This is a genomic window from Natronobacillus azotifigens (genome assembly GCF_026805325.1).
Taxonomy (GTDB): Bacteria; Bacillota; Bacilli; order Bacillales; family Amphibacillaceae; genus Natronobacillus; species Natronobacillus azotifigens.
The window spans coordinates 118,285-140,914 of record NZ_JAPRAT010000002.1 but is presented as its reverse complement, the minus strand read 5'-3'; the positions used below and the strand labels follow the sequence as shown (position 1 = coordinate 140,914).

21 protein-coding genes are annotated in these 22,630 nt (G+C 36.1%); 5 read left to right on the top strand and 16 right to left on the bottom strand.

Annotated features, from left to right (window positions below):
* Positions 1-2 precede the first annotated feature (2 nt).
* The 4 genes from OWO01_RS01740 (at position 3) to OWO01_RS01725 (ending at position 6,135) form a co-directional block, all read left to right on the top strand.
* Positions 3-1,868 carry a complex I subunit 5 family protein gene (locus OWO01_RS01740; protein ID WP_268778701.1) on the top strand — a complete coding sequence of 622 codons (1,866 nt, stop codon included), beginning with the start codon at positions 3-5 and terminating at the stop codon, positions 1,866-1,868.
* A 560-nt stretch (positions 1,869-2,428) separates the two neighbouring features.
* On the top strand, positions 2,429-2,830 hold the full coding sequence (locus tag OWO01_RS01735) for a hypothetical protein (protein ID WP_268778700.1): 402 nt from the start codon (positions 2,429-2,431) through the stop codon (positions 2,828-2,830).
* Positions 2,831-2,948: 118 nt separating this feature from the next.
* The gene (locus tag OWO01_RS01730; RefSeq protein WP_268778699.1) at positions 2,949-5,474 is read left to right on the top strand and encodes an ABC transporter permease family protein; all 2,526 of its coding nucleotides are present in this window, start codon (positions 2,949-2,951) and stop codon (positions 5,472-5,474) included.
* Positions 5,455-6,135, top strand: coding sequence for an ABC transporter ATP-binding protein (locus OWO01_RS01725; protein ID WP_268778698.1), 681 nt, complete (start codon positions 5,455-5,457; stop codon positions 6,133-6,135). Before OWO01_RS01730 ends, OWO01_RS01725 begins: the two co-directional genes overlap by 20 nt.
* A 271-nt stretch (positions 6,136-6,406) precedes the next feature.
* Here the strand turns inward: OWO01_RS01725 and OWO01_RS01720 are convergent, their stop codons facing one another.
* The 13 genes from OWO01_RS01720 to OWO01_RS01660 form a co-directional block, all read right to left on the bottom strand.
* Entirely contained in the window at positions 6,407-6,904 is a 498-nt protein-coding gene (locus tag OWO01_RS01720) for a VanZ family protein (RefSeq protein ID WP_268778697.1), read from the bottom strand.
* Positions 6,905-7,928: 1,024 nt separating this feature from the next.
* Positions 7,929-8,690, bottom strand: coding sequence for an alpha/beta fold hydrolase (locus OWO01_RS01715; RefSeq protein ID WP_268778696.1), 762 nt, complete (start codon positions 8,688-8,690; stop codon positions 7,929-7,931).
* Between the two features lie 126 nt (positions 8,691-8,816).
* On the bottom strand, positions 8,817-9,080 hold the full coding sequence (locus OWO01_RS01710; protein WP_268778695.1) for an adhesin: 264 nt from the start codon (positions 9,078-9,080) through the stop codon (positions 8,817-8,819).
* 16 nt (positions 9,081-9,096) lie between these two features.
* Positions 9,097-10,866 (bottom strand): arsenical pump-driving ATPase, encoded by a 1,770-nt coding sequence (arsA, locus tag OWO01_RS01705; RefSeq protein WP_268778694.1) that lies wholly within the window; start codon positions 10,864-10,866, stop codon positions 9,097-9,099.
* A 17-nt stretch (positions 10,867-10,883) separates the two neighbouring features.
* Positions 10,884-11,249 carry an arsenite efflux transporter metallochaperone ArsD gene (arsD, locus tag OWO01_RS01700; RefSeq protein ID WP_268778693.1) on the bottom strand — a complete coding sequence of 122 codons (366 nt, stop codon included), beginning with the start codon at positions 11,247-11,249 and terminating at the stop codon, positions 10,884-10,886.
* A 198-nt stretch (positions 11,250-11,447) separates the two neighbouring features.
* A complete protein-coding gene (locus tag OWO01_RS01695; protein WP_268778692.1) occupies positions 11,448-12,977 on the bottom strand; it encodes an FAD-dependent oxidoreductase in 1,530 nt (509 codons plus the stop codon).
* Positions 12,978-13,156: 179 nt separating this feature from the next.
* The gene (yaaA, locus tag OWO01_RS01690) at positions 13,157-13,894 is read right to left on the bottom strand and encodes a peroxide stress protein YaaA (protein ID WP_268778691.1); all 738 of its coding nucleotides are present in this window, start codon (positions 13,892-13,894) and stop codon (positions 13,157-13,159) included.
* 66 nt (positions 13,895-13,960) lie between these two features.
* Complete coding sequence (locus OWO01_RS01685) at positions 13,961-15,448, bottom strand: phytoene desaturase family protein (protein WP_268778690.1); 1,488 nt, start codon at positions 15,446-15,448, stop codon at positions 13,961-13,963.
* Positions 15,445-16,551 carry a glycosyltransferase family 2 protein gene (locus OWO01_RS01680; RefSeq protein ID WP_268778689.1) on the bottom strand — a complete coding sequence of 369 codons (1,107 nt, stop codon included), beginning with the start codon at positions 16,549-16,551 and terminating at the stop codon, positions 15,445-15,447. Before OWO01_RS01680 ends, OWO01_RS01685 begins: the two co-directional genes overlap by 4 nt.
* A 4-nt stretch (positions 16,552-16,555) precedes the next feature.
* Positions 16,556-17,281 (bottom strand): lysophospholipid acyltransferase family protein, encoded by a 726-nt coding sequence (locus tag OWO01_RS01675; protein WP_268778688.1) that lies wholly within the window; start codon positions 17,279-17,281, stop codon positions 16,556-16,558.
* Positions 17,265-17,993, bottom strand: a complete 729-nt coding sequence (locus tag OWO01_RS01670) for a carotenoid biosynthesis protein (RefSeq protein WP_268778687.1) — start codon at positions 17,991-17,993, stop codon at positions 17,265-17,267. The genes OWO01_RS01675 and OWO01_RS01670 overlap by 17 nt, the downstream gene beginning before the upstream one ends.
* 313 nt (positions 17,994-18,306) lie before the next feature.
* Positions 18,307-19,539, bottom strand: coding sequence for a peptidase U32 family protein (locus OWO01_RS01665; protein ID WP_268778686.1), 1,233 nt, complete (start codon positions 19,537-19,539; stop codon positions 18,307-18,309).
* Positions 19,540-19,553: 14 nt separating this feature from the next.
* A complete protein-coding gene (locus OWO01_RS01660) occupies positions 19,554-20,480 on the bottom strand; it encodes a peptidase U32 family protein (protein WP_268778685.1) in 927 nt (308 codons plus the stop codon).
* Between the two features lie 335 nt (positions 20,481-20,815).
* On the opposite strand from OWO01_RS01660, the gene OWO01_RS01655 reads away from it, so the two are divergent.
* The gene (locus OWO01_RS01655; protein ID WP_268778684.1) at positions 20,816-21,097 is read left to right on the top strand and encodes an acylphosphatase; all 282 of its coding nucleotides are present in this window, start codon (positions 20,816-20,818) and stop codon (positions 21,095-21,097) included.
* 147 nt (positions 21,098-21,244) lie between these two features.
* Here OWO01_RS01655 and OWO01_RS01650 read toward each other — a convergent pair whose 3' ends face one another.
* The 3 genes from OWO01_RS01650 to OWO01_RS01640 all read right to left on the bottom strand — a co-directional run bounded on the left by OWO01_RS01650 (position 21,245) and on the right by OWO01_RS01640 (position 22,401).
* Positions 21,245-21,484 carry an indolepyruvate ferredoxin oxidoreductase subunit alpha gene (locus OWO01_RS01650; protein ID WP_268778683.1) on the bottom strand — a complete coding sequence of 80 codons (240 nt, stop codon included), beginning with the start codon at positions 21,482-21,484 and terminating at the stop codon, positions 21,245-21,247.
* A 69-nt stretch (positions 21,485-21,553) separates the two neighbouring features.
* Positions 21,554-22,099 carry a histidine phosphatase family protein gene (locus OWO01_RS01645; RefSeq protein WP_268778682.1) on the bottom strand — a complete coding sequence of 182 codons (546 nt, stop codon included), beginning with the start codon at positions 22,097-22,099 and terminating at the stop codon, positions 21,554-21,556.
* A gap of 92 nt (positions 22,100-22,191) precedes the next feature.
* Entirely contained in the window at positions 22,192-22,401 is a 210-nt protein-coding gene (locus OWO01_RS01640; protein ID WP_268778681.1) for a DUF6501 family protein, read from the bottom strand.
* Positions 22,402-22,630 lie beyond the last annotated feature (229 nt).

Genomic DNA, 22,630 nt, shown 5'->3' with positions numbered 1-22,630 from the left:
TTATGAATATAACTCAGTTACGGTTGATGGTTGAACTAGCTTTACCCATCATCATCATTGTCATTGTACTATTAGAATTGCTTTTAATTCCATTCCTCGGTAGGGTTAGCCGTCGTCGTCGTGTAAGGCGAGTCACTGTTCGCATCGTTATTTTCTTAACGATCATATTAATGGTGAGTATTTATCCCGTAGTTATAAACGCTCCATTGGAGTGGCATATTGCTCATGTATTCGGAAATGGAATTATCTTTCGAATTGATTTATTGAGTTTATTATTTATGATTTTTGCTGGACTGATCTTTTTGGTCGTCAGTTTTTATACAGCGGTGGACATTAAAAATTTTGGTCGTGAAAAAAGTTTTTATTCATTCTTTATGATTACCTATGTAGCAACACTTGGAACGTTAATGGCGGGGGATTTATTGAGTTTTTTCATGTTCTTTGAAATCATGACCTTTGCTAGTTATGTTCTAATGGTTCACCAGCGAAGTCAAAATGTAATTGAAGCCGGGAGTATCTATATTTACTTCGGAATTATAGGTGGGTTAAGTATTTTAGCTGGTATTCTGATCTTATCAGCATACACACAAAGTTACGAATGGTTAACCCTAGGAGAAAAATTCGGTGATTTAGGTGCGGTTCGCTATGTGGCGGCTGGTTTATTTATTCTTGGTTTTGGTGTAAAAGCCGGTATGGTTCCCTTGCACCACTGGGTTCCTGTCGTTTATCCAAAATCCCACTTATCTGTGAACGCCTTATCTTCAGGTATTTTGATGAAAATCGGTGGTTATGGGATTTTACGATTGTTCGTCTCTGTTATTGAATCAACCAATGGTCAATCCGAACAAATGCTTAATGGTAGTCTCCTTACCTTAGAAAATATTGGCGGGATCATCATCTGGATAGGGATTATAACGATGATCGTAGGTGTTATCGCTGCCCTGGAGCAAGAAGAAATGGTACGTATGCTTGCCTATCATAGTGTAAGTCAAATGGGATATGTGATTATGGGAATTGGTGTCGCCGCATACCTTGGTTTTGATGGATCAATGGGGTTTGCTGGTGGATTTTATCATATGATCAATCATGGGATCTTTAAAGCATTATTATTTATGGTCGCAGGAGCTGTTTACTTCAAAACGAAAGATAAGAACATGTATCGATTAGGTGGCTTATATAAAAATATGCCATTCACTACTATCGTAGCTATTATTGCTGCATTCGGCATTACAGGTATGCCTTTATTTAATGGGTATGCTAGTAAAACTGTCTTACACCATGCAATCGTAGAGGCACACGTATATGGGCATTCGAGTTTTTTCTGGGCAGAACAGTTCTTTATGTTAGCAAGTGCCGGAACAGCAGCATCATTCATCAAATTTATTATACAAATCTTTTTTGGTAAGCGTGCCGAAGCACATAAAGATGTAAAAGAAACCTACAATTCAGGAACGGTTGCTATGGTTATCTTAGCAGTTGGTGTGGTTGCAATTGGCTTGTTCCCTAATGCCTTACTAGATTATTTTATTATTCCTGCAGCTAGAACATTAAATTACGATGCACAGTTTATTGATAATTATTTGGTCGGCATGAACGTATTTTTGTACGATGATTTGAGCACGATGCTACCTGTTTATTCAATGGGTGCATTGATTTATATAGTAGGGATGAGATATCACTTATTTCATTTTCATCTCCCTAAACAATTAAACCCAGAGAGCGGGTATTATCAACCTGCCTATGATAAATTTATTGCTGTGACGAAAAAAGTCTTAAATAAAATGGAGCAAGTCATTATTAAATCAGATGTTTTCATTTATGGAATTATGCTGCTTGTTCTTCTTATTTCGTTATTGAATTTCTTATAAAGGGTGTTCAATATCGACATCAAAGATTGGATCTTTAGAGACAAGGACAGTATTACGAGAGCGCTATTTGCAAAGATAACCCGCACTTCATTAGATGTGGGTTATTTTTTATGGATTTATACGTAGATAATATAACCTTGTTAGGGGTCGTCAATGTAGAAATATATAATTTGAAGAAAATAAACCTATATAAGGCTATATTCTGAAAATAGGATGAGATCGTATAGAATGGGGTTAGCATCTGAACTAATAATGAGCATTGAAATCATTTTTTGCTCATTGAATAACCGGAATAGCAGAGAGCTATAATAAAATTTTGAACTTTTACCTTTTTTAAATAAGAGAGAGAATAAACAGTGATGTGTTTATTCTCTCTCTTATTTATTAATTTCACTAATTATTGTGAGAAAATATTACATAAAAATAAATTTTTTCTATTAAACGGTTGATATTTCCATTTTTTTTTGCTAGACTACTATTATACAGATATTAGTAAAAATATTATACGAGGGAGGGCGGCTGTTGAAATATCTGTACACAAATCTGAGGAGGTAATTATTATGAAAAAAGTTATAAAAACACTAATTTTCATGTCTTTTTTGTTTGTTATCACTCAGCAAGATTTACACGCCACTGAAATTAAAGCATTACACTTCCAAGAAGAAAATGTTTCCATCCAAAATGCAACGCAAGCGTATCTCACACCTTCTAGATTAAATGGACGAACTAATACTTCGTACACACTTACAGTTAGTACTAATGTTAGCGGGTCTGTCTCATTTACCTTTGATCCTGGAATAACTGGAGTTAATCCAAGAACCGAACCTGGATCTGGATCAAGAAATTTCTCTCAAGAATGGACAACGAGAAGCTTAACAACTTTTACAACAGGTGCAAGAGTAACTAGCCGCGATTATGGTCCAAGCCATTGGACATACGGTACAGCAACAATAAGATATTAAATCAGCATTAGGTATTCACTGAAAAAATGCATAGGTACTTATATTTTGGTACCTGTGCATTTCTTAATATATTTACTAAAAGATTTATATTATTTTAGATTAGAAGGGGGAGATCAGTATGTTTAAACTTTTTTCTAAAAAAATATATCTTTTTATGATATTTATTCTATTATTGATCTTCTTAACGATTCCATTCTCATTGTCATTACTAACAGACGCCCAACAGCAAGTTCAGCAAGGCATTAGCGACTTTTCAAGAAGTACCTATGATATCCTTATTCGACCTGCTAATGCACGTACTAACATAGAAGAAGAATTAGGCTTAGTCGAAGAAAATTATCTTGGAATTGGGAATGGCGGTATTACTCTGGAACAATGGCAAGAAATCAAAGCACATCCAGATGTGGATATTGCTGCACCGGTTGCGGCAATTGCCCTTTTTAACGCAAGGGAACGAACATGGGCAATTAAAAAAGAAGATGAACCTGTTTATTTTGCGTTTACTTATCAAACAAGTGACGGCGTTCATACTTATTCAGACCAAACTAACTATTATTTGTATGATTTCGGTGAACCAACAGCTACACAACCATTTTGGATTTTTCCGTCTAAGCATGAATTAATAAACGACTATTTTAGTTTCAACATTGCGACTTTTTTATTCCCTGCATCATATCATCAAGTAGTTGCAATTGATCCTGGAGAAGAAGGAAAGTTAGTAGATTTTGATTTTAGTTCACTAAACGAGACTATTTATGATTATCAAACGTATCGTGATGGCGAATTATCTGTACCTGTTCTAAGTTTAAAAGATGTTTCTATACCAATTTCCTTTGATTTAACTATTGATCAATTAACGCCACTAACTCAAAGTGAGATTGAAATATTATCTGAAAAATTTATTGATGGCAATCCTTCGTTGACTTTGTATGAGGAACGTGATAAATATATCTCGATAGTTGATGAGCATATTGAAACTAAGCGTCAATTTAATCAAAAAGAACTATTGATTACTCCAGACGATGGACATTCCCCTTTTACACAAACCCTATTATTCATTGATGAAGATTTTAACCTTTCTTCTCAAGCTGGGGATGGCATCACAAGTGGAGCACCAGGTGGAACATATAATTTACATAGTCAACGGATAGGTTATCGATTAGCACCGATTAAATATGAGGTGAATGCTGACCAAACACTAGTTGTTCGGCAAATCGGTGAGGATCCTATTTATGAAGCACCAATTTATCGAGACATTGAAGAAATTGAATTTTATCAACTAGATGAAGTTAATCAGGCTTTAGTTGACGAAGACTTTATCGGCTTTGTTGAAAATGGAACGTTTTCGATTGAGGAGGATATGTCTACTCTTGCTTCGGCACCACTCGGTATTTATGGAAGGGAGCTGCCCTATTTAAAATCAAATCCTGATGTGAAGCTCCAACCATCTGCTGTCCCGGGAAGTTTTATCACGACACCTGCACATGGGCTTGTCTCATTAGATATTGCGGAAAAAGCAAAAGGAGAAGCACCGATTGATGCAATTCGTGTTAGAGTAGGAGGAATTACTGGTTATGATACAGATGCTGCCGAAAAACTACGCCAGCTTGCCTCAGAGTGGGAGGAACAAGGCTTTACCGTGGATATAGTCGCGGGGGCATCTCTACAAGAAATCGTCGTTGATGTGGAAGGGATTGGAGAGGTTGTGCAATCCTTTACTACTCTTGGAGCTGCTGATACGGTTATTGCAAGCTGGAATATTCTCCAAATATTACTCATTGGTCTCTATACCCTAGTTGCATTGACATTCCTAGGTTTCACTTTTTTTAACTTAGTAACGGACCGGCAAGTTGATGAACAACGTCTAGCTATTCTTGGATGGGAAGAAAAAAAGATTAAACAGTTACGCTATCGTGAATGGGGGATAATGTTAGTAGTACCGTTTCTAATCGTTACCATGGTGCTCTTTTATTATCGCTACGAGTCAGATAACCGTCTCCCCCTATTGTTTCTATTCGGATTAGGTGTAATTGTGTTTGGTTTGTATGGAATTGTGGAGAGACTTGTATTTCGAAGACCATTTAGAAGAGTTATCGACACCCAAAGACAGAATTTTATCCTTGCGAACGTACGCTTTTATTGTGGGTATATTATGTCAGCTGCTGTGCAAATATTTTCTATGACATTTTTAACTAGCTTTCTTCCAGTCTTTCTATGGGGTACAGTTAAAAATGTGACCGAAACAAAACTCGGTACGTATGTCCATGGGGAAATCGAAGGGATCCTGGTAATTATTTTATTTATTCTTTATGGTTTAAGCTTTATGACGATCTACCAGTCTTTCCGTCGGATGCTGAAAAGGCGTCAGTCCGAACTAGAACTTTTTGTGACTATAGGCTGGGCAAACCGAAAAATTTATAGTTACTTTTTTAAAGAAGTCGTTATTTGGTCTGGAACAACAATCTTGATTGGACTGTTAGTAAATTTAGGACTCATTTTGTGGTTAAATAAAACATTAAGCGTGTTCTATCTGAGTCTAGTTGGCAATCTAGTGATTTTCCTAATTATTTTGATATTAACGTACTCAAGTATCTATCAAATTATTAGCAGAAGGGGACCTTATCATGAACATTCAATTAAATAATGTCAAAAAAAGCTATCAAACTGAGCAAGAAACAATCCATGTTTTAAAAAATGTGAATGTAGAATTAGAATCAGGTTGTTGGCTAACAATTACTGGACCATCCGGATCGGGAAAGACAACATTAATGCGGTGTTTATCAGGGCTGGAATCTGTAGATCAAGGCTCCATTTTGTTAGGAGATTTTGAAATGAGCAAGGAGAAAGAAGAAAAGACGCGTGCGTTTAGAAGAGAACATATTGGTTATGTTTTTCAAGACTTTCAATTATTCGATCAATTTAACTTATTAACGAATGTAATGGTACCACTATTACCCTACGAGAAAAAAAGTGTTATTGAGCAAAAAGCTAAGCAGCTGATTGAACAGTTCGGTTTAAGTGAACGAATGTACCATAAGCCTTCCCAATTATCAGGAGGTGAAAAGCAACGAACAGCAATTGTAAGAGCATTAATGAATGATCCAAAGCTACTAATTTGTGATGAACCAACGGGCAATCTTGATGTAAACAGTCGGGATCAAACCATGAAAGTTTTAAAAGATATTCAACAGCAGGGGGTGACGATCATTCTTGTTACGCATGACTTAGAATTAACATCGTATAGTGATGTTCATGCAATGATGAGAGATGGACAAGTGAACTTCTCATCACTAAGCTATGCGTAAAATAGTTCTTTCTTAGCAATACGAAGTGGCTCTGTATCAAGAAATTTCTCGCAAAAATGGACAACTAGGAGCATGATGAAAAGGAGGGGGGGCAATCCTTTTCCGCTTTTGGTTGTTATATCTTTTATGCACTAGATAAGGTATTTATCAGCTAGTATATTTATGTCCACTTTGCTGGCTAATACCCTAATTTTCGAATGATGAAAACCGTGAAGTACAGCAGTACAACCTAGTAGGTTCTAGGAAAGTTCAACAGAATTTTTCCCGTGAATCAATTGTTATGATCTTTATTAGTTAACACGTGGTAACATTTGAAAATTAAATATCCAAATACAATACTAATAGAATTAAGAATAACATCATCGATATCTGCACTACGCCCTATAAAATATTGAATAAATTCTATTGCTAATACAAAAACAACACCTACTATTAGTAACCTTTTAACTGATCGCATTTCTTCCCATAGAACTGGAAGCAGAAATCCAAAGGGTAAAAAAAGCAACAAATTTGCTGCAATATTTAACATGGATACAGATTCCCAACTACTAACGGTTTCATTAAAAGAAAAAAAGTATTCATACAACGTATTAAACGGAATTAGGTTGATACTTGCAAGCGAATTTTCAAACGTTACAAAGAAATATATTTCTCCTGTTAAACTATCTATACCAAATTGCCACATTGGTAATATTGTTTGAGATAATAACCCTATTATATAGGCTACAAAAATGGACATGACAATTTCTCGGTGCCACGAGACCTTCAACTTTTTTCTCTTAACAATAATAGTTCTGATTAGGATAAACAACAACCAACCTACGATTACAAAGGGGATCATTTTTTCTAAATATAATTGTATTAGGCTCATATCATCTTGCTTTATCACTAAAATTATATTGGTCGTTTTTAGATAAATCCCGATTAATCGATGGTTTAGCTATTCCTGCTTCAACACCACTAATTGTAATAATATTCATTATGAAGAAAATTAAAGTAAAAGAAACGAAGAGCTTTTTCATTTTAAACTTATACATAATATAATCCTCTCATTCTTTAAAAATACTTATAATTAAAAATCCTGTTAATAGGTTGCTAGTTTCAATATTTCCACTTATTTAATTTACATAAATTTGATTTATCTGTAAAATTTACGATATACTATTTTTAAAATATTGTCAATGTAGTTTTATTATATGTAAATGCTTGTAAATTCAGGGTTCATTGATTGGCTAAGCAACACGGTTAGTTTGTCCTCCTATCTAAGCATACTTGGAAAACTAGTGAGTCCTAATCATTTTGACATTAAGGTATTCGGACAACTATAAAGATAATAGTGGAAGGAGAGATTATATGAACACTCAATGAAAAAATGTAAAAAAAGTTATCAAATTGATCAAGAAACAATCAATATTATTAAAAATTTATAATATTGATTTAAAATTTAGTTGTTGACTAACCCCGGTCCAAGCGGATAGGAGAATAAGGCGACACTAATAGAATGAAGAAAGAATAAGATCAACGATATCTGCACTATGGTTTATGATGTTACACATCCAATAGGGTAGACTGAATTAATGTACGACGGAAAGGAAGATTAAAAAAAATCCGGTTCGAAAGTCGATGATAAGGATTATAAGGGGAACAAGGAGTTGAAGTAGTTGTTCTAACTATTTTTAATCTAGTTTACATAATATATATTATCGGAAGTCGCTGATAGAAAACAAAGTTTCGTCTCATAATTAAAGTATACTTGTGATAATGAGACAAAAAAGAAAATTGACCATGAGATTTTAAACTACACGATCAATAAATTGTCTGACTAAGTGATTAAATGCTATATATTTTTTTGTCGGTATCTGGTGTGCAGCTTTTTCAACATAAGCAATCTGAATATGCTCTTGTTCATAATAATATGCTTGGTGATCGTGTGTGAAGTCTGTTTCGTTTCCGTAAATAAATAAACTTGGACAGCTTATATTATCAATGAATTTACGTACATCATAATAATAAGTCGTTAAATAATACGCATACCAATGATTTACACTTGATTTTTTCATGTATTGCAACAACTGTTTTTTGTCACTGCGGTTTGTCGAGTTACTCGCTGCTAATCGCTTGGCTAGAAATTTTGGTGACAATTTTAACGTTTCCATTCCTAACCGATACACCGTATCCAAACTCCATGTGGAAACTTTCGGATAAGCTCCTGAAATAATTAATGCTTCAACAAGTTCGGGATATTCTCGAACAAAATATTGCGCAATCGTCCCACCAGCTGAATACGCACACAGCACGACTTTAGATAGATTTTCATGAATAATGATTGTTTTCAATTCTTTCGCATATTGTTTGATCGGATCATCTGCTAATGGTCCCACAGAATAACCGTGGCCACTCAGATCCGGAATAATTAGTTGATAGTAATTTGCTAAAGGTAATTGATGATCAAAAACAACTCCACCTAATCCTGGAGGATGAATAAAGATGATTGGGATACCTTCGCCGTATTTTTCGTAATAAACAATCGTGTTATCAAAACTTACATTTGGCACAATATTTTCGCTCCATTCTAGTCGTGTTAGTTACTAATATGCCAAATAGATCAATTAACATGTATTGATGGACAAAAAATGGCGTAGTAATTTTTGTTACTACGCCTAAACCTTCTATTCAATGCCTTAACAACACCCACCTGCACCAAGCAGTACCAATCCGTTTTGATCATGATCTAGTGTTATTTCATCTGTTCCCGTAACTTCTGGATCGAAAGCCACTTTGATTCCGTTTATCGTTGCAATCGTATCTTTTTCTTTCGGTTGTTCTAAAGATATAGCGATTTGCGGTCCACAACAACCTGATTCTGTAAAAAGTCTAATGCTTGAAGCTTCTTTCTCACTTAAGAATTTCTCTAACGTTTCCTTCGCTGCGTCTGTAATGTTCATTTTCGTTTCTCCAATCTTATTTGGTATAATCTTTTAATTTTTCATAACCAATTTTCTCTTCTTGTAGCCAAGGGATAATTGCCGTATGATTCGCCTTATCGTCTTGAACATCCGTAATCCATTCTTGTTCTGCTTGTGCTTTCGCCATTAAAATTGGATCTCTCGTCGTAGTCGCAAATAAACTTTGATTAATGATCCACCAATCCGGCTCAATCAATGCCCTGCGTAGATCGTCTTGTAAACGAGATGCCTCTAACACTGGAGTAGCTTCAGCCAAAGTAACAATAATTACCGATGTTTCTTTAGGATTGCGAATTTGTGGTAATAACTTTTGCGCATTCTCCGGGATAGCGCCACCTGTAGAGCGTGCAATTTCTTTCGTGAATGCTTGTGATGCATCCAACAATAGCAAAGTGTGTCCTGTTGGTGCCGTATCGATGACAACTATTTCATCCTTTGATTTCGCCACTACTTCAGCAAAAGCTTGAAATATCGCAATTTCCTCTGTACAAGGAGAATTTAAATCTTCTTGCAAATAAGCTAATCCATCGTCATCTAGTTCTTCTTTCGATTTTGCAATAACTTCTGCTTTGTATTTCTCCACTTCCACTTTAGGGTCCAAGCTACTAATGGTCAGTTTATCATTTAATTGATCGGTTTGGAACTGATATTCGATGTGCGCCGCCGGATCTGTCGTTGTTAAATGAACTTGATGTCCTTTTTCCACTAACCCTACAGCTATCGCAGAAGCAACCGTAGTTTTACCTACGCCACCCTTCCCCATCGTAAAAATGAGTTTCGTCCCTTTTTTCGAAAAATCTTCAACTACTTTATTCAGACCAGGAAGTGAATGCTCACTAACTTGTTGTTGATTGTCAGGCATTGCATGTTCTCCTTGTTCAAAAAACATGCGTAGATTTTCTACTCCAGTTAACGAATAAGGAACATATGGTAAAGAATAAATCGGCGTATCACGTAAGTTCTTAGGAATCTCTTGTAATGCATTTTGCTGTCTTTGATAAAAAGCTGCAGATACTTCGTCTTCCGGATGATTGCTTTTGAATAAACCATTAACAATCAATCGTTGATTTTTAATCTCAATTTCCTTTAGTTCCGTCGAAGCTCGATTTGCTTCATAAAAAGATGAGCTTTCTGGTCGTGTAATTAGCATCAAGGTCGTTTGGCTTGGATCAGATAGTGCGGCTACAGCATTCGCATAAAGTTCTTTTTTATCGGTTAATCCTGATAATGGACCAAGACATGATGCACCATGGGTACTTTCTTCAAGAAAACCATCCCAAGCAGTTGGTAATTGCAAAAGCCTTAGCGTATGACCAGTTGGTGCCGTATCAAAAATAATATGATCAAATCCACTCACAATCTCATCATCGGTCAGAAAATGCGTGAACTCATCAAAGGCTGCTATTTCAACTGTACAAGCACCGGACAACTGTTCTTCCATTGTCGCTACGACTGATGCAGGTAATTTATCTCGATATGGGCCGACGATATTTTCTCGATAAGTTTCTGCAGATGCCTCTGGGTCAATATTACTCACAAATAAATTGGTTACACCGGGTACCTCTCTTGGGGTACTTGATAAGGATAAATCAAAAACGTCTTGTAAATTGGAAGCGGGATCTGTACTGATTAATAACACCTTTTTTCCTTGATCAGCTAACCCAACTGCAATCGCACAAGCGGTGGACGTCTTCCCTACCCCACCTTTTCCCGTTAAAAAGACAAATGGTGTCTGAACATCATCTAGCGTAAATGTTTCATACATGCTTTCCCCTCATTTCCTTATGATAGTGTATTTAAATCAATCGTGCGTCGTGAGGTTGGCTTTGTCTTTAACTCTTGTTCACTTACATGAAACCATGCGGAAAAATCTTCGTTTGTCGGATATGTCCCAATCGTCTTCACTTGGTCATCTACCAAAACGATAGGTAAGGCATCTGGTCCTTTTTCTGTTAAAATTTTCGTCACTTCTTCGTTCTCAGCAAATTTTTCCGGATCATTTGTTAATTGATATCGCTGGATATTTTCACCTTTCTTTTCTAGAGAATGTACTGCCGCTGCAACACGTGTCAGTTCAGGATCCACACTTGGCCCACACACACCAGTAGAACAGCACATTGCTGGGTCAAAAATTTCTACTTTCTTCATGCTTAAAACCTCCCATTTCAAATAAAAAATTCGATTAATTATAGCTTATGCTCTTTATATAAGTATATACTTATATGGTTATGTTAGTCAACTGATTGAATCTTTTGCGTTAAATTGAATCGGAATAATAGTTTTAAAAACAAATAAAAACCACTTGTAAATGGTATAATTCCATTTACAAGTGGTTGAATGTTTTAGTCAGTCTACTATTTTCGTCAAGTTCGTCTTTGCAGGGCCCTCTAACACTTTACCATCGATGGAAAATCGAGATCCATGGCAAGGACAATCCCATGATTTTTCAGTTGAATTCCAATTAACCTCACATTTCATATGAGGACAAGTAGTATCAAGTTTACCAAGGTTACCTTGATCATCACGATAAACCCCTACCCTTTTCCCTTGTTCACGGAGAATTGTTGCCTGATTTTTTTCTAATTTATCATGATTTTCTTTCCAATTGCCTAGTTTGCCTTTGATCATATGCTTAGCCACATTAGTATTCATCTGAAAAAAGTTTTTTACATCAGGATCAAAATCAAACCGTGATGGAGTAAATAGTGTAGCGTAAGGATTTTCTTTTTCTAGTAGTAAATCAGAAATAATTATTGCAGCTTGGGTTCCACTCGTCATCCCCCATTTGCGATACCCTGTAGCAATCATCGCTCTTGGTTTATTTTTTGTAACTGGACCAATGTATGGAAGTTTATCTACTGTTGTTAAATCTTGAGCTGACCAACGATGGTGATAAGAAGTGATGCCAAAATTTTGATCAGCAAAAAGCTCTAATTGCTCATGATGATTAATGGCTTCTTTCTCCTGTCCTGTTTTATGCCGCTCTCCGCCAACCAACCATATTTCTTCACCATTATCCGCTGTAGCACGAACGGTTCTTGACGGTTGTTCTACATTAACGTACATTCCACCAGGAAATTTGGTATTTGTTTTGACAGCTATCAAATAAGACCTCTCTTCATACATACGAGAAAAATACATCCCACTTTTATCATGAAAAGGATAATGTGATGCCATGACGAGCTGTTTACACGCGATTTTATGATTGTCTTTTGTCGTAACTGTTATGCTTTCTTGATAATCTATATCTACGGCTGTAGTGTGTTCATAAATATTGATATCATCTTCATGGATGGAGGTTACAAGGTGCTTAAGAAATGCTAGTGGATGAAATTGTGCTTGATTTTTCATAACCAATGCTTTTCGAATCGGAATGCCTAATGGCATCTCGGTAACAAGCTCACCATCAATCTTCAACTGTTGATATGCTTCATATTCCTTGTCTAAATTCTTTATTTCTTTTTCGTCATTCGTATACAGATAGGCATCTTGTGTCGTGAAATCACAATCCAGTTGTTCTTTTATTATCGTGTCGTGTATCCACTGCTTCGCATCGTTCGCTGCTTGATAATACTGTTTTGCTTTCTCTACACCGAAGTGTTGGATTAATTCATCATAAATCAAACCATGTTGTGCAGTAATTTTTCCGGTTGTATATTCCGTTGTACCACTTAATATCGTATCCGATTCAATCAATGTAACGTTGAATCCTTGATTTCTAAGTAAATATGCTGTTGTAATTCCTGTTATCCCTGCACCAACAATAAGAATGTCGGTTTTGATATTATCTTTCAGTGATGCAAAACTAGGCAATGACGTGTTGTTTTTCCAATAAGACGAAGTATCCTTAGGTACTTGATAGCTTTTATTAGCCATTATTCAGCCTCCTGTAGCAAACTACCATTATTATGCTCTAGGAGGATGTAGTTCATGTATAATAAAGGAAACCTTCGCAACGAAAAAACATTTGTACTGGAACTGCTCGTGCGTTACTAAGCACCCTGCGAGAGTTTTAAAACAACAAAGCTTTAAAACATTTACTTTTATATTAGTTATTACCGAATAAATACTAATTCATCTTCTGTTGAATGGTCTTCACTAAATTCAAAATTCAAATGATTAAATGCTTTTAGTTCTTCTGGTGATTGCACTTGATATTCGGCCATAAATCGAACCATTTCTCCTCGAGCCATTTTAACTAATGTTCCTTTTTCCTTCACTTTTCCATCCTTTAATTCTCCAAATTTGCAGCGTATGATCTTTGCTTTATCATTATATTTTGTAATGGTTTTGCTATATTCTTCTGATGCCAAATTGATAATACAATCTGTCTCACTTAAGAGTTGTTTGGCTAGCTGATCATCCCAAAAATCATACACAGATGGATACGTTGCATGCTTTAATTTCGCCTGCATTTCTAGTCGATAAGGAACAACGCCATCAAAGGGTCTTAGGATGCCGTAAAAACCAGACAAAATCCTGAGATGTTGCTCTAAGTAATCGTAATGAGATGCTTCTAGAACACTTGGCGCCATGTGTTGGTATTGAATGCCTTCATAAGCCAAAATTGCAGGGGTAAGATTTTGATGTAAATTCATTTGTTGAATACGTTCATAATTTAACGTGGTAATCTTGTCGCTCGCTTTCCAAATCTTCTTCAATTCATCGTAACTCAAAGTTTGCAAGTGGCCTAGTAAATATTCGGTTTTATCGATAAATTGCGGTAATTGATTGTGAATAAAACTATCATTATCTATATTCATCTTCTTTGCTGGTGAGATAATAATACGCATGTGAACCACCTCTCTATCATTCATTCTATCTAAATCAGTATAGCAATCAACGCAAAATCTGAAAAGTTAAATGTCTCTTTTCATAGATCCATATTGATCCATGATATCTTTTGCCACCAATTGTCCTGATAAGGTTACCATCGGAGTTCCACCACCTGGGTGCGTTGATCCTCCAACGAAATAAACGTTTGATAAAACAGGGTCTTTATTCTCTATACGAAAAAAAGCTTGGTTAAGATGATTCGATGACATGCCATATATTGACCCTTTAAACGCACCTGTTCGATCATGAATGTCTTCAGGCGTCATGATATATTCTTCTTCTATACGAGATGATAGATCGGTTAATCCATGTGATTCCAACTGATCAATCACTCGATTCTTGATCGTTTCTTTCGTTTCATCGTTCCATGTCACATTTGAACTAAGGTAGGGTGCATTGATCAGGATAAATAAATTACCGCCCTCTTTTTTTGCTCTTGACGGTTCAGATACACTAGATTGGCAAATATAGATGGTTGGTTCTTCTGGTACAATTTTCTCATCAAAGATTGCTTTAAATTCTTGCGTGTATTCTCTTGGAAAAAAGACATTATGATGACGTAACTCTGGATATGTTTTCTTAATACCGAGTAATAAGGTAAATCCTGATAGAGATACTTCTTTCTTTTTGAGCTTTTTATTCAATGGATGACGTTTAAGCAATCGGTTATAAACCGTTAACGCGTCGGCATTAAAGATGACTTGATCTGCTTCAAATCGCTTCCCGTTTGCATGAACAGCTATCAACTGTTTTCCTTTTTGTACTACTTCCCTAACTTCATGATTCATATGAAAAATAACACCTAGTTCACGGGCTAACTGCTCGAATGCGCGAACGATTTGATAACTTCCATTTTTAACACCCCAAATCCCTTGTCCACCTTCAAGGTGAGCCATCATAGCAAATATCATCGGTGCTTGATAAGGGCTTGAACCAACATAAGTTGCATAACGATTCAGTAGCATACAGGTGTTTGGGTGTTCAAAATAACGTTCAACAAGTGTGTTAAGTGACGTGAACGGTTTAATTTTTATAAAGTCTCTTAAAAGAGATGGAGACAGTTTAGTCTTGGTACGATACATCAATTGACTGAAAAATTGTCGCTCACTTATTCTATATAGGCGTTTAGCTTCTTCTAAAAATAAAGGGTAATGATCAGCATCGTTTTCAGAATATGTACGAATTTGTGATTGAACACGCTGCACATCAGTGGAAAAATCAATCATTTGGCCATTAGGGAAGAAATTACGCGTTCCTTCTTCTATTGGATAAAAAGTCAAATAGTCATTTGGATCCTTTCCGACCGATGTAAACACGTCTTCAAACACATGTTTTAATGTGAACGTACTTGGCCCTAAATCAAATTGATAATCCCCCATGGTCACGGATTGAAGTTTTCCACCAATCGTTGCCTCTTTTTCTAAAACTCGAACGTGATAACCAGCATGTTGCAAACGAATCGCTGCACTCAATCCCCCTAAACCACCGCCAACGATTACAATATCTTTCATTGATAGTGCCTCCCTTTCCATTGATAACCTTTTTTCGTTACACTACGTACCATGGAACTTGTCCCGATCAATACAAACAAAATCATACTAAAGGGCATAAGTAAACTGACCCATACCGGAATACGATTCGTTCGGTCTATGATCCACTTTATACCGACACCTAGTGCGTAACTCACTACAACAAGAGATATGGGAACAACAGGGGTTAAGAAGAAAGGCATGACGAATAAACCAATATAATAAAGCATCACAAAAAGTAATAAAGGGACACGTCTCCCAACACCAGCAAAAATGTTTTTTTGAAAACCGGTGTACACTCCTTTAAATGAATCATACATCCGCATACAAACCCAATCATCTACTTTCATCAGAGTGGCAGGAAATCCAAACGCTCTTTGACGTGTAAATAACGCCATATCATCAACGATCGAGGAACGAATGGCTTGATGACCACCAGCTTTGTGATAACTTGATCGTTCAATTGCGATAAATCCACCATGCGCTGCAGAAAACTTTGGATTTTGACTTTTGGTGACATAGCGTATCGGTAAATGCATCATAATAAATGTCATCATCAGTGGCACAACAAGCGCTTCTGATAGTGTTTTGACAACTTGCTTAGGAAAACCAGACACAATGCCTGTCTTTTGAGATGGAAGAAAAGCGATGAGCTCTTTTAGTGCGTTCGGGTAAAGTCTAGCATCGGCATCTAAAAAGACAAACCAATCTCCTTTCGCCTCTTTGGCGAGTTGGTGACAAGCATAGGATTTCCCCGACCAATCTTCTGGCAACCTTTTACCTTGTAAGACTTTTAACGTGCTATATTTTTGTTTTAATTCAATCAATATTTCAGGTGTCCGATCGCTAGAATGATCATCTAAAACAATTACTTCATCTGGTAGAACTGTTTGATGATAAATCGATGTAATTAATGCTTCCATATTTGCCTCTTCATCACGTGCGGGTACGAGAATACTTAATTTGATTGCTGAAGTATCTGTTTTTGAATCGTTATCACGCGTTTTTAGTAAAGCGTGACGGTTCCAGATAACGACTATCCATTGGATGATTAATACAACAATAATTATGGTCATTAACGTCATACATTCACCTTCTCTTTAGCCAATCCAACCAATCACTTGTTGATTTTTTCGGTTTAATCAATGGAGTCAGCGCATCGCTTTTGTGATAATTCAAATCTACGATCAATGCTTGTTTTTGATTATGATACTGCTCAGTCATCACGTTTTCAAAATAATGAACCCATTCTTTACGTTTCTTGTTAGCACTAATAATCGTATGTGCCTTACCAATTACAATCGATACCATTGGTTTTTGTACTTCTAAAAAGTAGTAATGAAATGTAACAGGGATCACATTAACTGTTTTGTTTAACTGAATTAATCGTCCAAGGCCTTGCTCGAATTTAAAAGGTGTTGCATCCTGATGATAAACTTGTCCCTGTGGAAATAACCAGACGGATTTATCCTTTTTAAATAAGTTTTCTGTATAACGAAAGGTCTCGATTAAGTCTCTTGGTTTCTCTTTGTTGACACTAAAAGCACCTAATTTACCGAAGAATGGGTAACATCTTAACCCTTGTTCATCCATCATCACATAGTGGTCTTGTTGACTTCTTCGTTGCGTTAAAAAATAAAGTATTGGACCGTCCCACCATGAGCTATGATTGATGATGTATAGGTTTGGATGGCTATTTTCTTGATCGAGTTGTCCCTTTACATGTACAGCATGAAAAGTTTTTGGTATTAGATACCATTTAAGATAATGATCAAATAGTTTCATAAATGTAGGTTTTTTATTTGCCGGAATCATAACGATATTTCCCTTCAGCTAAAAGAATGAATAGCACGCTCATAATCGAAATCGAAAGGACACCGTGCGTTAGTGCGAGTGCACCAAATAATAATAACATTAGCTGATAAATAAACGTGTTCATTCGAAGCATTTGTTTACTTCTTTTGTATAGTGGAAAGAGATAACTTAACAACGCACCTAAAATAAACCATGTGAAAAAGTTCGTAATCGGGATATCATAATAACTGAATGCTCCAGGATTATACCACGTCCAATAGCCTTCTAATACAGCAACTGGATCAAGTATTAAGTCAATAATGACAATCCAAAAACCTGTTTCAAGCGCTCTTTTTGTTTTGTTATTCTGAGAGGACATGATCAGTGAATTTAACAAAACACCCACCCAAGCAAGTGCTATGGTGAAAGGAACACCGACGACAAGAGGGCCAAGAATCGTTGAATAACTATATTCTCCAAAAGGAAAGCCCGTTTCGACACTTAATATCTCAACAAAAAAGGTCGATAATGCGACAATGATAGATCCTAGGAGGACTTTTTTCCATCCCCCTTCTTTTTTGCCAATCCACTCTACTAGACTTAGAGAATAAAAAATTAAAAAGGCTGGCTTAGAAAATGCTAATGATTCTGGAAGAACAAAAAACACCTGCAGAATAAAGCCGATTGTATACCATATGATAAATAAAGGTAATAATATTGGTTTCTCTCTCATTTCAGTACGCTCCTATGTATGAGTTCTGTTTAATACTATAACGGACTATACCCGTTACCAAAACATCTGAACCTCTATTCGAATAAGAGAATAAAGTTCTCCGTTAAATCCACATAAAAATCCTATATTTTATATACAATAGCATTTTTCAAGAATACAATTATACAGCTTGCAAATTACACTCAAAAAGGAAATGGTGAAAAGATCTAATGGCTTTTTCCGTGGACACATCTTCCTCACAATTGACGTGGTGGTTTCTGTATAAAAAAAGCAATCAAAGGCATGTAACCTCTAATTGCTTTTCTTTTTAATACTATTTTTGTTTTCGCATCATATCGTAATACTTTAATGGCTGATCTACTTTTACTTTTGTGATCATCATCGCATGCTTTGCTCGTTCTAATGGCTCGCCATTTTCATCCCATATTTCGTTAATCGTTTGTTTGAAATGATAGAAATTCGGACCGAAAAATTCCACTTCATCTCCCACGCCGAAACTGTTTCTCTGCTGAATGGTTGCGACTTGCGTGTTTTCATCATAATCAAGTACCAACCCCGCAAAGTCATATTTCGGAATACGATCTGGTTTGCCGTATAATTGATCCTTGTCGGTTGGCTCGTGATAATAAAAAGCAGTAGTTAAAGACCGTTGTGCTGCTTTCCAAATCTCATCTGTCCATTCAGGATTTAATTGATAATTTTCTGGATCATCGAAATACGTATCAATTATTTTACGGTACACATTTACCACGGTTGCAACATAGTGAATGCTTTTCATTCGCCCCTCAATTTTCAACGAGTCAACCCCCAGATCAAGTAAATCAGGTAAATGCTCGACCATGCTTAAATCTTGTGAACTCATTGTATACAGTTCGTCAGATTCTTCAGTTACCGATACAGCACCATCGGTACCATCTTCAAATAGATCGTACTTCCAACGACAAGATTGGGCGCAACCTCCTCGATTTGCATCACGTGAAGTCATATGGTTGGATAAAACACATCGACCGGAGTAAGAGATACACATTGCCCCATGGATAAATGCTTCAATCTCAATATCGACTTTTTCTTTCATCTCTTTGATCTCTGCTAAGGAAACTTCACGAGCTAGTACCACTCGTGGAATTCCTTCGTTTTTCCAAAATTCAACGGTCTTCCAATTGGCAATCGAAGCTTGGGTACTAATATGCACTTCTAAATCTGGTGCAGCTTCTCGACACGCTTGAATCAATGCTGGATCAGCAACGATGACAGCTGCAATACCAATCTCATATAATTTCTTAAAATATTGGTGCGCACCCTCTAAGTTATCATTATGTGCAATAATGTTTGCCGCCACATAAACTTTCGCTCCATATTTATTGGCAAAAGCTACCCCTTCAGCCATATCTTCGAAAGAAAAGTTTCCTGCTTTTGAACGCAAGCCGAATTGTTTTCCCCCAATATACACAGCGTCTGCTCCATAATGGATCGCAAATTTTAATTTTTCTAAATTACCTGCCGGAGCAAGTAATTCTGGCTTCTGTTTACGTGTTGTTTCACTCATTTTCTACACCTCAATTAATAAATCTGTTCTTTAAAATAGAATCCAGTGTCTAATTTACGATCTTCTGGTTGAATCGCGAAAATCTGTTGCTTCCATCCTGTTTTTTTCATTTGATAAGAAGCTGGATCTTTTAAATACGTATCGACTGCCTCACGATAAATCTTTACAATTTTCTCATTATAGTCCGTCGATTTTAACAAACCATTTATTTTCAAACCATCAATTTCCGCTTCAAGAATCGCATCCAAATAATCCACCATAGCCAAATCTTCATTACTCATGATATGTGTACCATTGACGTCCTCATATACAGGATAGTGAGTTTCATCTTTTTTCTCTTGTTTCAAAAACATGGGCTTGTCCGAATCGTAAGCTTTATCAATGTGTTGATAATAATTACGCACTAGCTTTCTTTTGGATTGAAAAATACAAGTCATTCCATGTACTTGTATTTCGATTGGAAATGACACTGCTTGTTTGATTTCTTTAATCGCATCTAATGCTAATTCATTCGATAAAATTGCTCGACTTAAACCTCGTTGATGCCAGAAACGTAAGGTTTGATAATTAGTAGATAACGTTTCCGGATTCCATGTTAAAGGGATAGATAAATCGATGTCTTTGATCATTTGAAAAATAGATGGATCTCCACAAACGATACCATCTACGTTTAAGCGTTCTAATTCTCGTAAATAGCTCGGTAGTGTTTCAATATGTTCATTATGAAAAATCGCATTCACTAATAGATAAATACGTTTGTTTTGTTCATGTAAATAGGTTGTTGCTTCAGCAATTTGGTCTATCGTAAAATCACCTGCGACACGAATACCATAGTCTTGATGACCAATAATAAGAGCATCCGCCCCCGCTTCTGCTAAACGTTTTACTTCATCAAGATCCTTTGCTGTTGCTTGTAATTCTGGTTGAAAAGAATTCGTCATAGTTTCACCTCTAAAAAATACAGTCTATTGTTTATTATGAAGTAACCACCGTAAAAAGCAGTGACAAAACTCACAATTAAACATACTTTGCGGTTTATTTTTTATAAAATTCAAAATGGATTTATCAGAAGGAGAGTTAGATCGTTTTTTTTTACGCTTCCTAATACTATGACAGCACCACTATTCTCCTACCAATACATCATAGTTTTTGCAATGAAAGCAAATGATTCTTTTTACGATCCTAGCTAAGTTAACCGATATTTTTGAGTTTAGATAGCAGATCGTCAGGGAAAATATACAATTATACGAAAGAGAACATAATCTGAGGTGATAAGATGACGAAAATAGGTGCACATTTAACTGTGAAAGGGCGCGTTCAAGGAGTTGGGTTTCGTTTCACCACCCAAATGAAAGCAAAAGAAATCGGAGTGAATGGTTGGGTGAAAAACTTATCCGACGGTTCCGTAGAAATGAAAGTGGAAGGAAAAAAAGAGCCAGTTTATCAATTCATCGATCTTGTTAAAGCTGGACCAAGTCCATCTGCTAACGTTGAGAATGTTGACGTTAGCCTGTATGAAGATCTACAAAATTATAATGATTTTGAAATCGTTTATTGAAACTAAAGGAAAAAGTCGCGTATTTAGTACAACACGCGACTTTTATTGCTATGAATAAAGTATAGATACGATTAGACCTCTGACTTCATTTCACCTTTGCCAGTGGTGACTTGCCTTAAAAAGACAATGCTTCATGATCATACTTGTCTATTTTTCTTCGAAGAATTTACGATTCAATGCAATATATTCATGTTCATCATCAGGAATTTCATCTTCCATAAAAATTGCATCAACGGGGCAAACTGCTTCGCAAGCGCCACAATCGATACAAATATCAGGATCAATGTAAAACATGTCTTCGCCTTCTTCTATACAATCAACTGGACAAACCTCTTCACATTCGCCCGCTTTTTCTTCAATACATGGGGATGTAATAACAAACGCCAAGAATAACGCCTCCTTCTATATAATCTAATCATATGTTACCAAAGAATAGAGAATAGTGGTAGTAAGAAACTACCAAATATGTTCGAGAGAATAAGAATTCTCTTGATTTTGAATAAGAAAAACATCTGGATTCTTTAACATACGCCACTGTGAAAAACCAAATCCTTCAGAAAAATGAGCAAGGATCAGAGTAAGCAAATTCCCATGTGTAATCAGGGCGATCTTTTGACAACTCGGATCTTTTAATACTTCGTCAATTACTTGCAAACCGCGTTTCCCAGCTTCATTTGATGATTCTCCCCCTGGTAATCGATAATCCATATCAAGAAAAGAGGTTTCTAGTACATCAAACCAATCATCGATTGGCTCTTCACTTAATATTCGCTCTTGTAAGCGAGGATCGATTTCTACCTTTAAATGATTTTTATCCGCATATGGTTTGATCGTCTCTACTGCCCCCATATACGGACTAGAAAGAATGCGATCTAATTTAATATTCTTTTTACTAAGAAATTCCGCTAATCGGCGTGCTTGATTCACCCCATTATTTGTTAAAGGGGAATCTTTGTGCTGACCTTCGGCTTGACAGTGACGAATTAGTATAAGCTCTTTCACGGGATCATCTCCTAAGGGGATTGGATTTATGAATCTTACTAAGATCGTATACTAGTTACTATTTCCGTAAATGCAAAGATAGAAACCATCATTTATGAAATATTTTCAGAAAAATATTCTTTTTTAAATCCACCAATTCGATTGGAATTATCAATAATAAAATAAAATTCATCTGTCTCATTCTTAACATCATAAACTTTTCCAGGTGTTAAGACGTTATGGACGACGAATTTCTTCGCATCCGCATGCACACACTTAATTTGTTTTATTGTTTGTTTCTCTTCCCAATATGTATGGATCAATGCGTACACTCCTCTCTTTTTCCCTATATTAGCTATCTTTTCTATTTTAGCACGTTTTTTCAAAAAAAATAAGTTCTGCAGTGAGAAAAATACCGAAGCAGGAACAGCGATGTTGCACCTGCTAACGGTGAGGTATTTCCAAAGGACAGCAAATGAGAAACAAACATGTCAACGCATGGAATGGTGGAAGATCATGATGTGGGCTGACCGACATAAAAAACTGTAGAAA

Excerpts from the sequence above, each read along its gene's own strand:
- OWO01_RS01670 (WP_268778687.1), bottom strand. The coding sequence starts at position 17,993 with ATGAGAGAGAAACCAATATTATTACCTTTATTTATCATATGGTATACA.
- OWO01_RS01665 (WP_268778686.1), bottom strand. The coding sequence starts at position 19,539 with ATGAGTGAAACAACACGTAAACAGAAGCCAGAATTACTTGCTCCGGCA.
- yaaA (WP_268778691.1), bottom strand. The coding sequence starts at position 13,894 with ATGCGTATTATTATCTCACCAGCAAAGAAGATGAATATAGATAATGAT.
- OWO01_RS01695 (WP_268778692.1), bottom strand. The coding sequence starts at position 12,977 with ATGGCTAATAAAAGCTATCAAGTACCTAAGGATACTTCGTCTTATTGG.
- OWO01_RS01725 (WP_268778698.1), top strand. The coding sequence starts at position 5,455 with ATGAACATTCAATTAAATAATGTCAAAAAAAGCTATCAAACTGAGCAA.
- OWO01_RS01675 (WP_268778688.1), bottom strand. The coding sequence starts at position 17,281 with ATGATTCCGGCAAATAAAAAACCTACATTTATGAAACTATTTGATCAT.
- OWO01_RS01740 (WP_268778701.1), top strand. The coding sequence starts at position 3 with ATGAATATAACTCAGTTACGGTTGATGGTTGAACTAGCTTTACCCATC.
- OWO01_RS01735 (WP_268778700.1), top strand. The coding sequence starts at position 2,429 with ATGAAAAAAGTTATAAAAACACTAATTTTCATGTCTTTTTTGTTTGTT.
- arsD (WP_268778693.1), bottom strand. The coding sequence starts at position 11,249 with ATGAAGAAAGTAGAAATTTTTGACCCAGCAATGTGCTGTTCTACTGGT.
- arsA (WP_268778694.1), bottom strand. The coding sequence starts at position 10,866 with ATGTATGAAACATTTACGCTAGATGATGTTCAGACACCATTTGTCTTT.
- OWO01_RS01730 (WP_268778699.1), top strand. The coding sequence starts at position 2,949 with ATGTTTAAACTTTTTTCTAAAAAAATATATCTTTTTATGATATTTATT.
- OWO01_RS01710 (WP_268778695.1), bottom strand. The coding sequence starts at position 9,080 with ATGAACATTACAGACGCAGCGAAGGAAACGTTAGAGAAATTCTTAAGT.
- OWO01_RS01655 (WP_268778684.1), top strand. The coding sequence starts at position 20,816 with ATGACGAAAATAGGTGCACATTTAACTGTGAAAGGGCGCGTTCAAGGA.
- OWO01_RS01680 (WP_268778689.1), bottom strand. The coding sequence starts at position 16,551 with ATGACGTTAATGACCATAATTATTGTTGTATTAATCATCCAATGGATA.
- OWO01_RS01685 (WP_268778690.1), bottom strand. The coding sequence starts at position 15,448 with ATGAAAGATATTGTAATCGTTGGCGGTGGTTTAGGGGGATTGAGTGCA.
- OWO01_RS01660 (WP_268778685.1), bottom strand. The coding sequence starts at position 20,480 with ATGACGAATTCTTTTCAACCAGAATTACAAGCAACAGCAAAGGATCTT.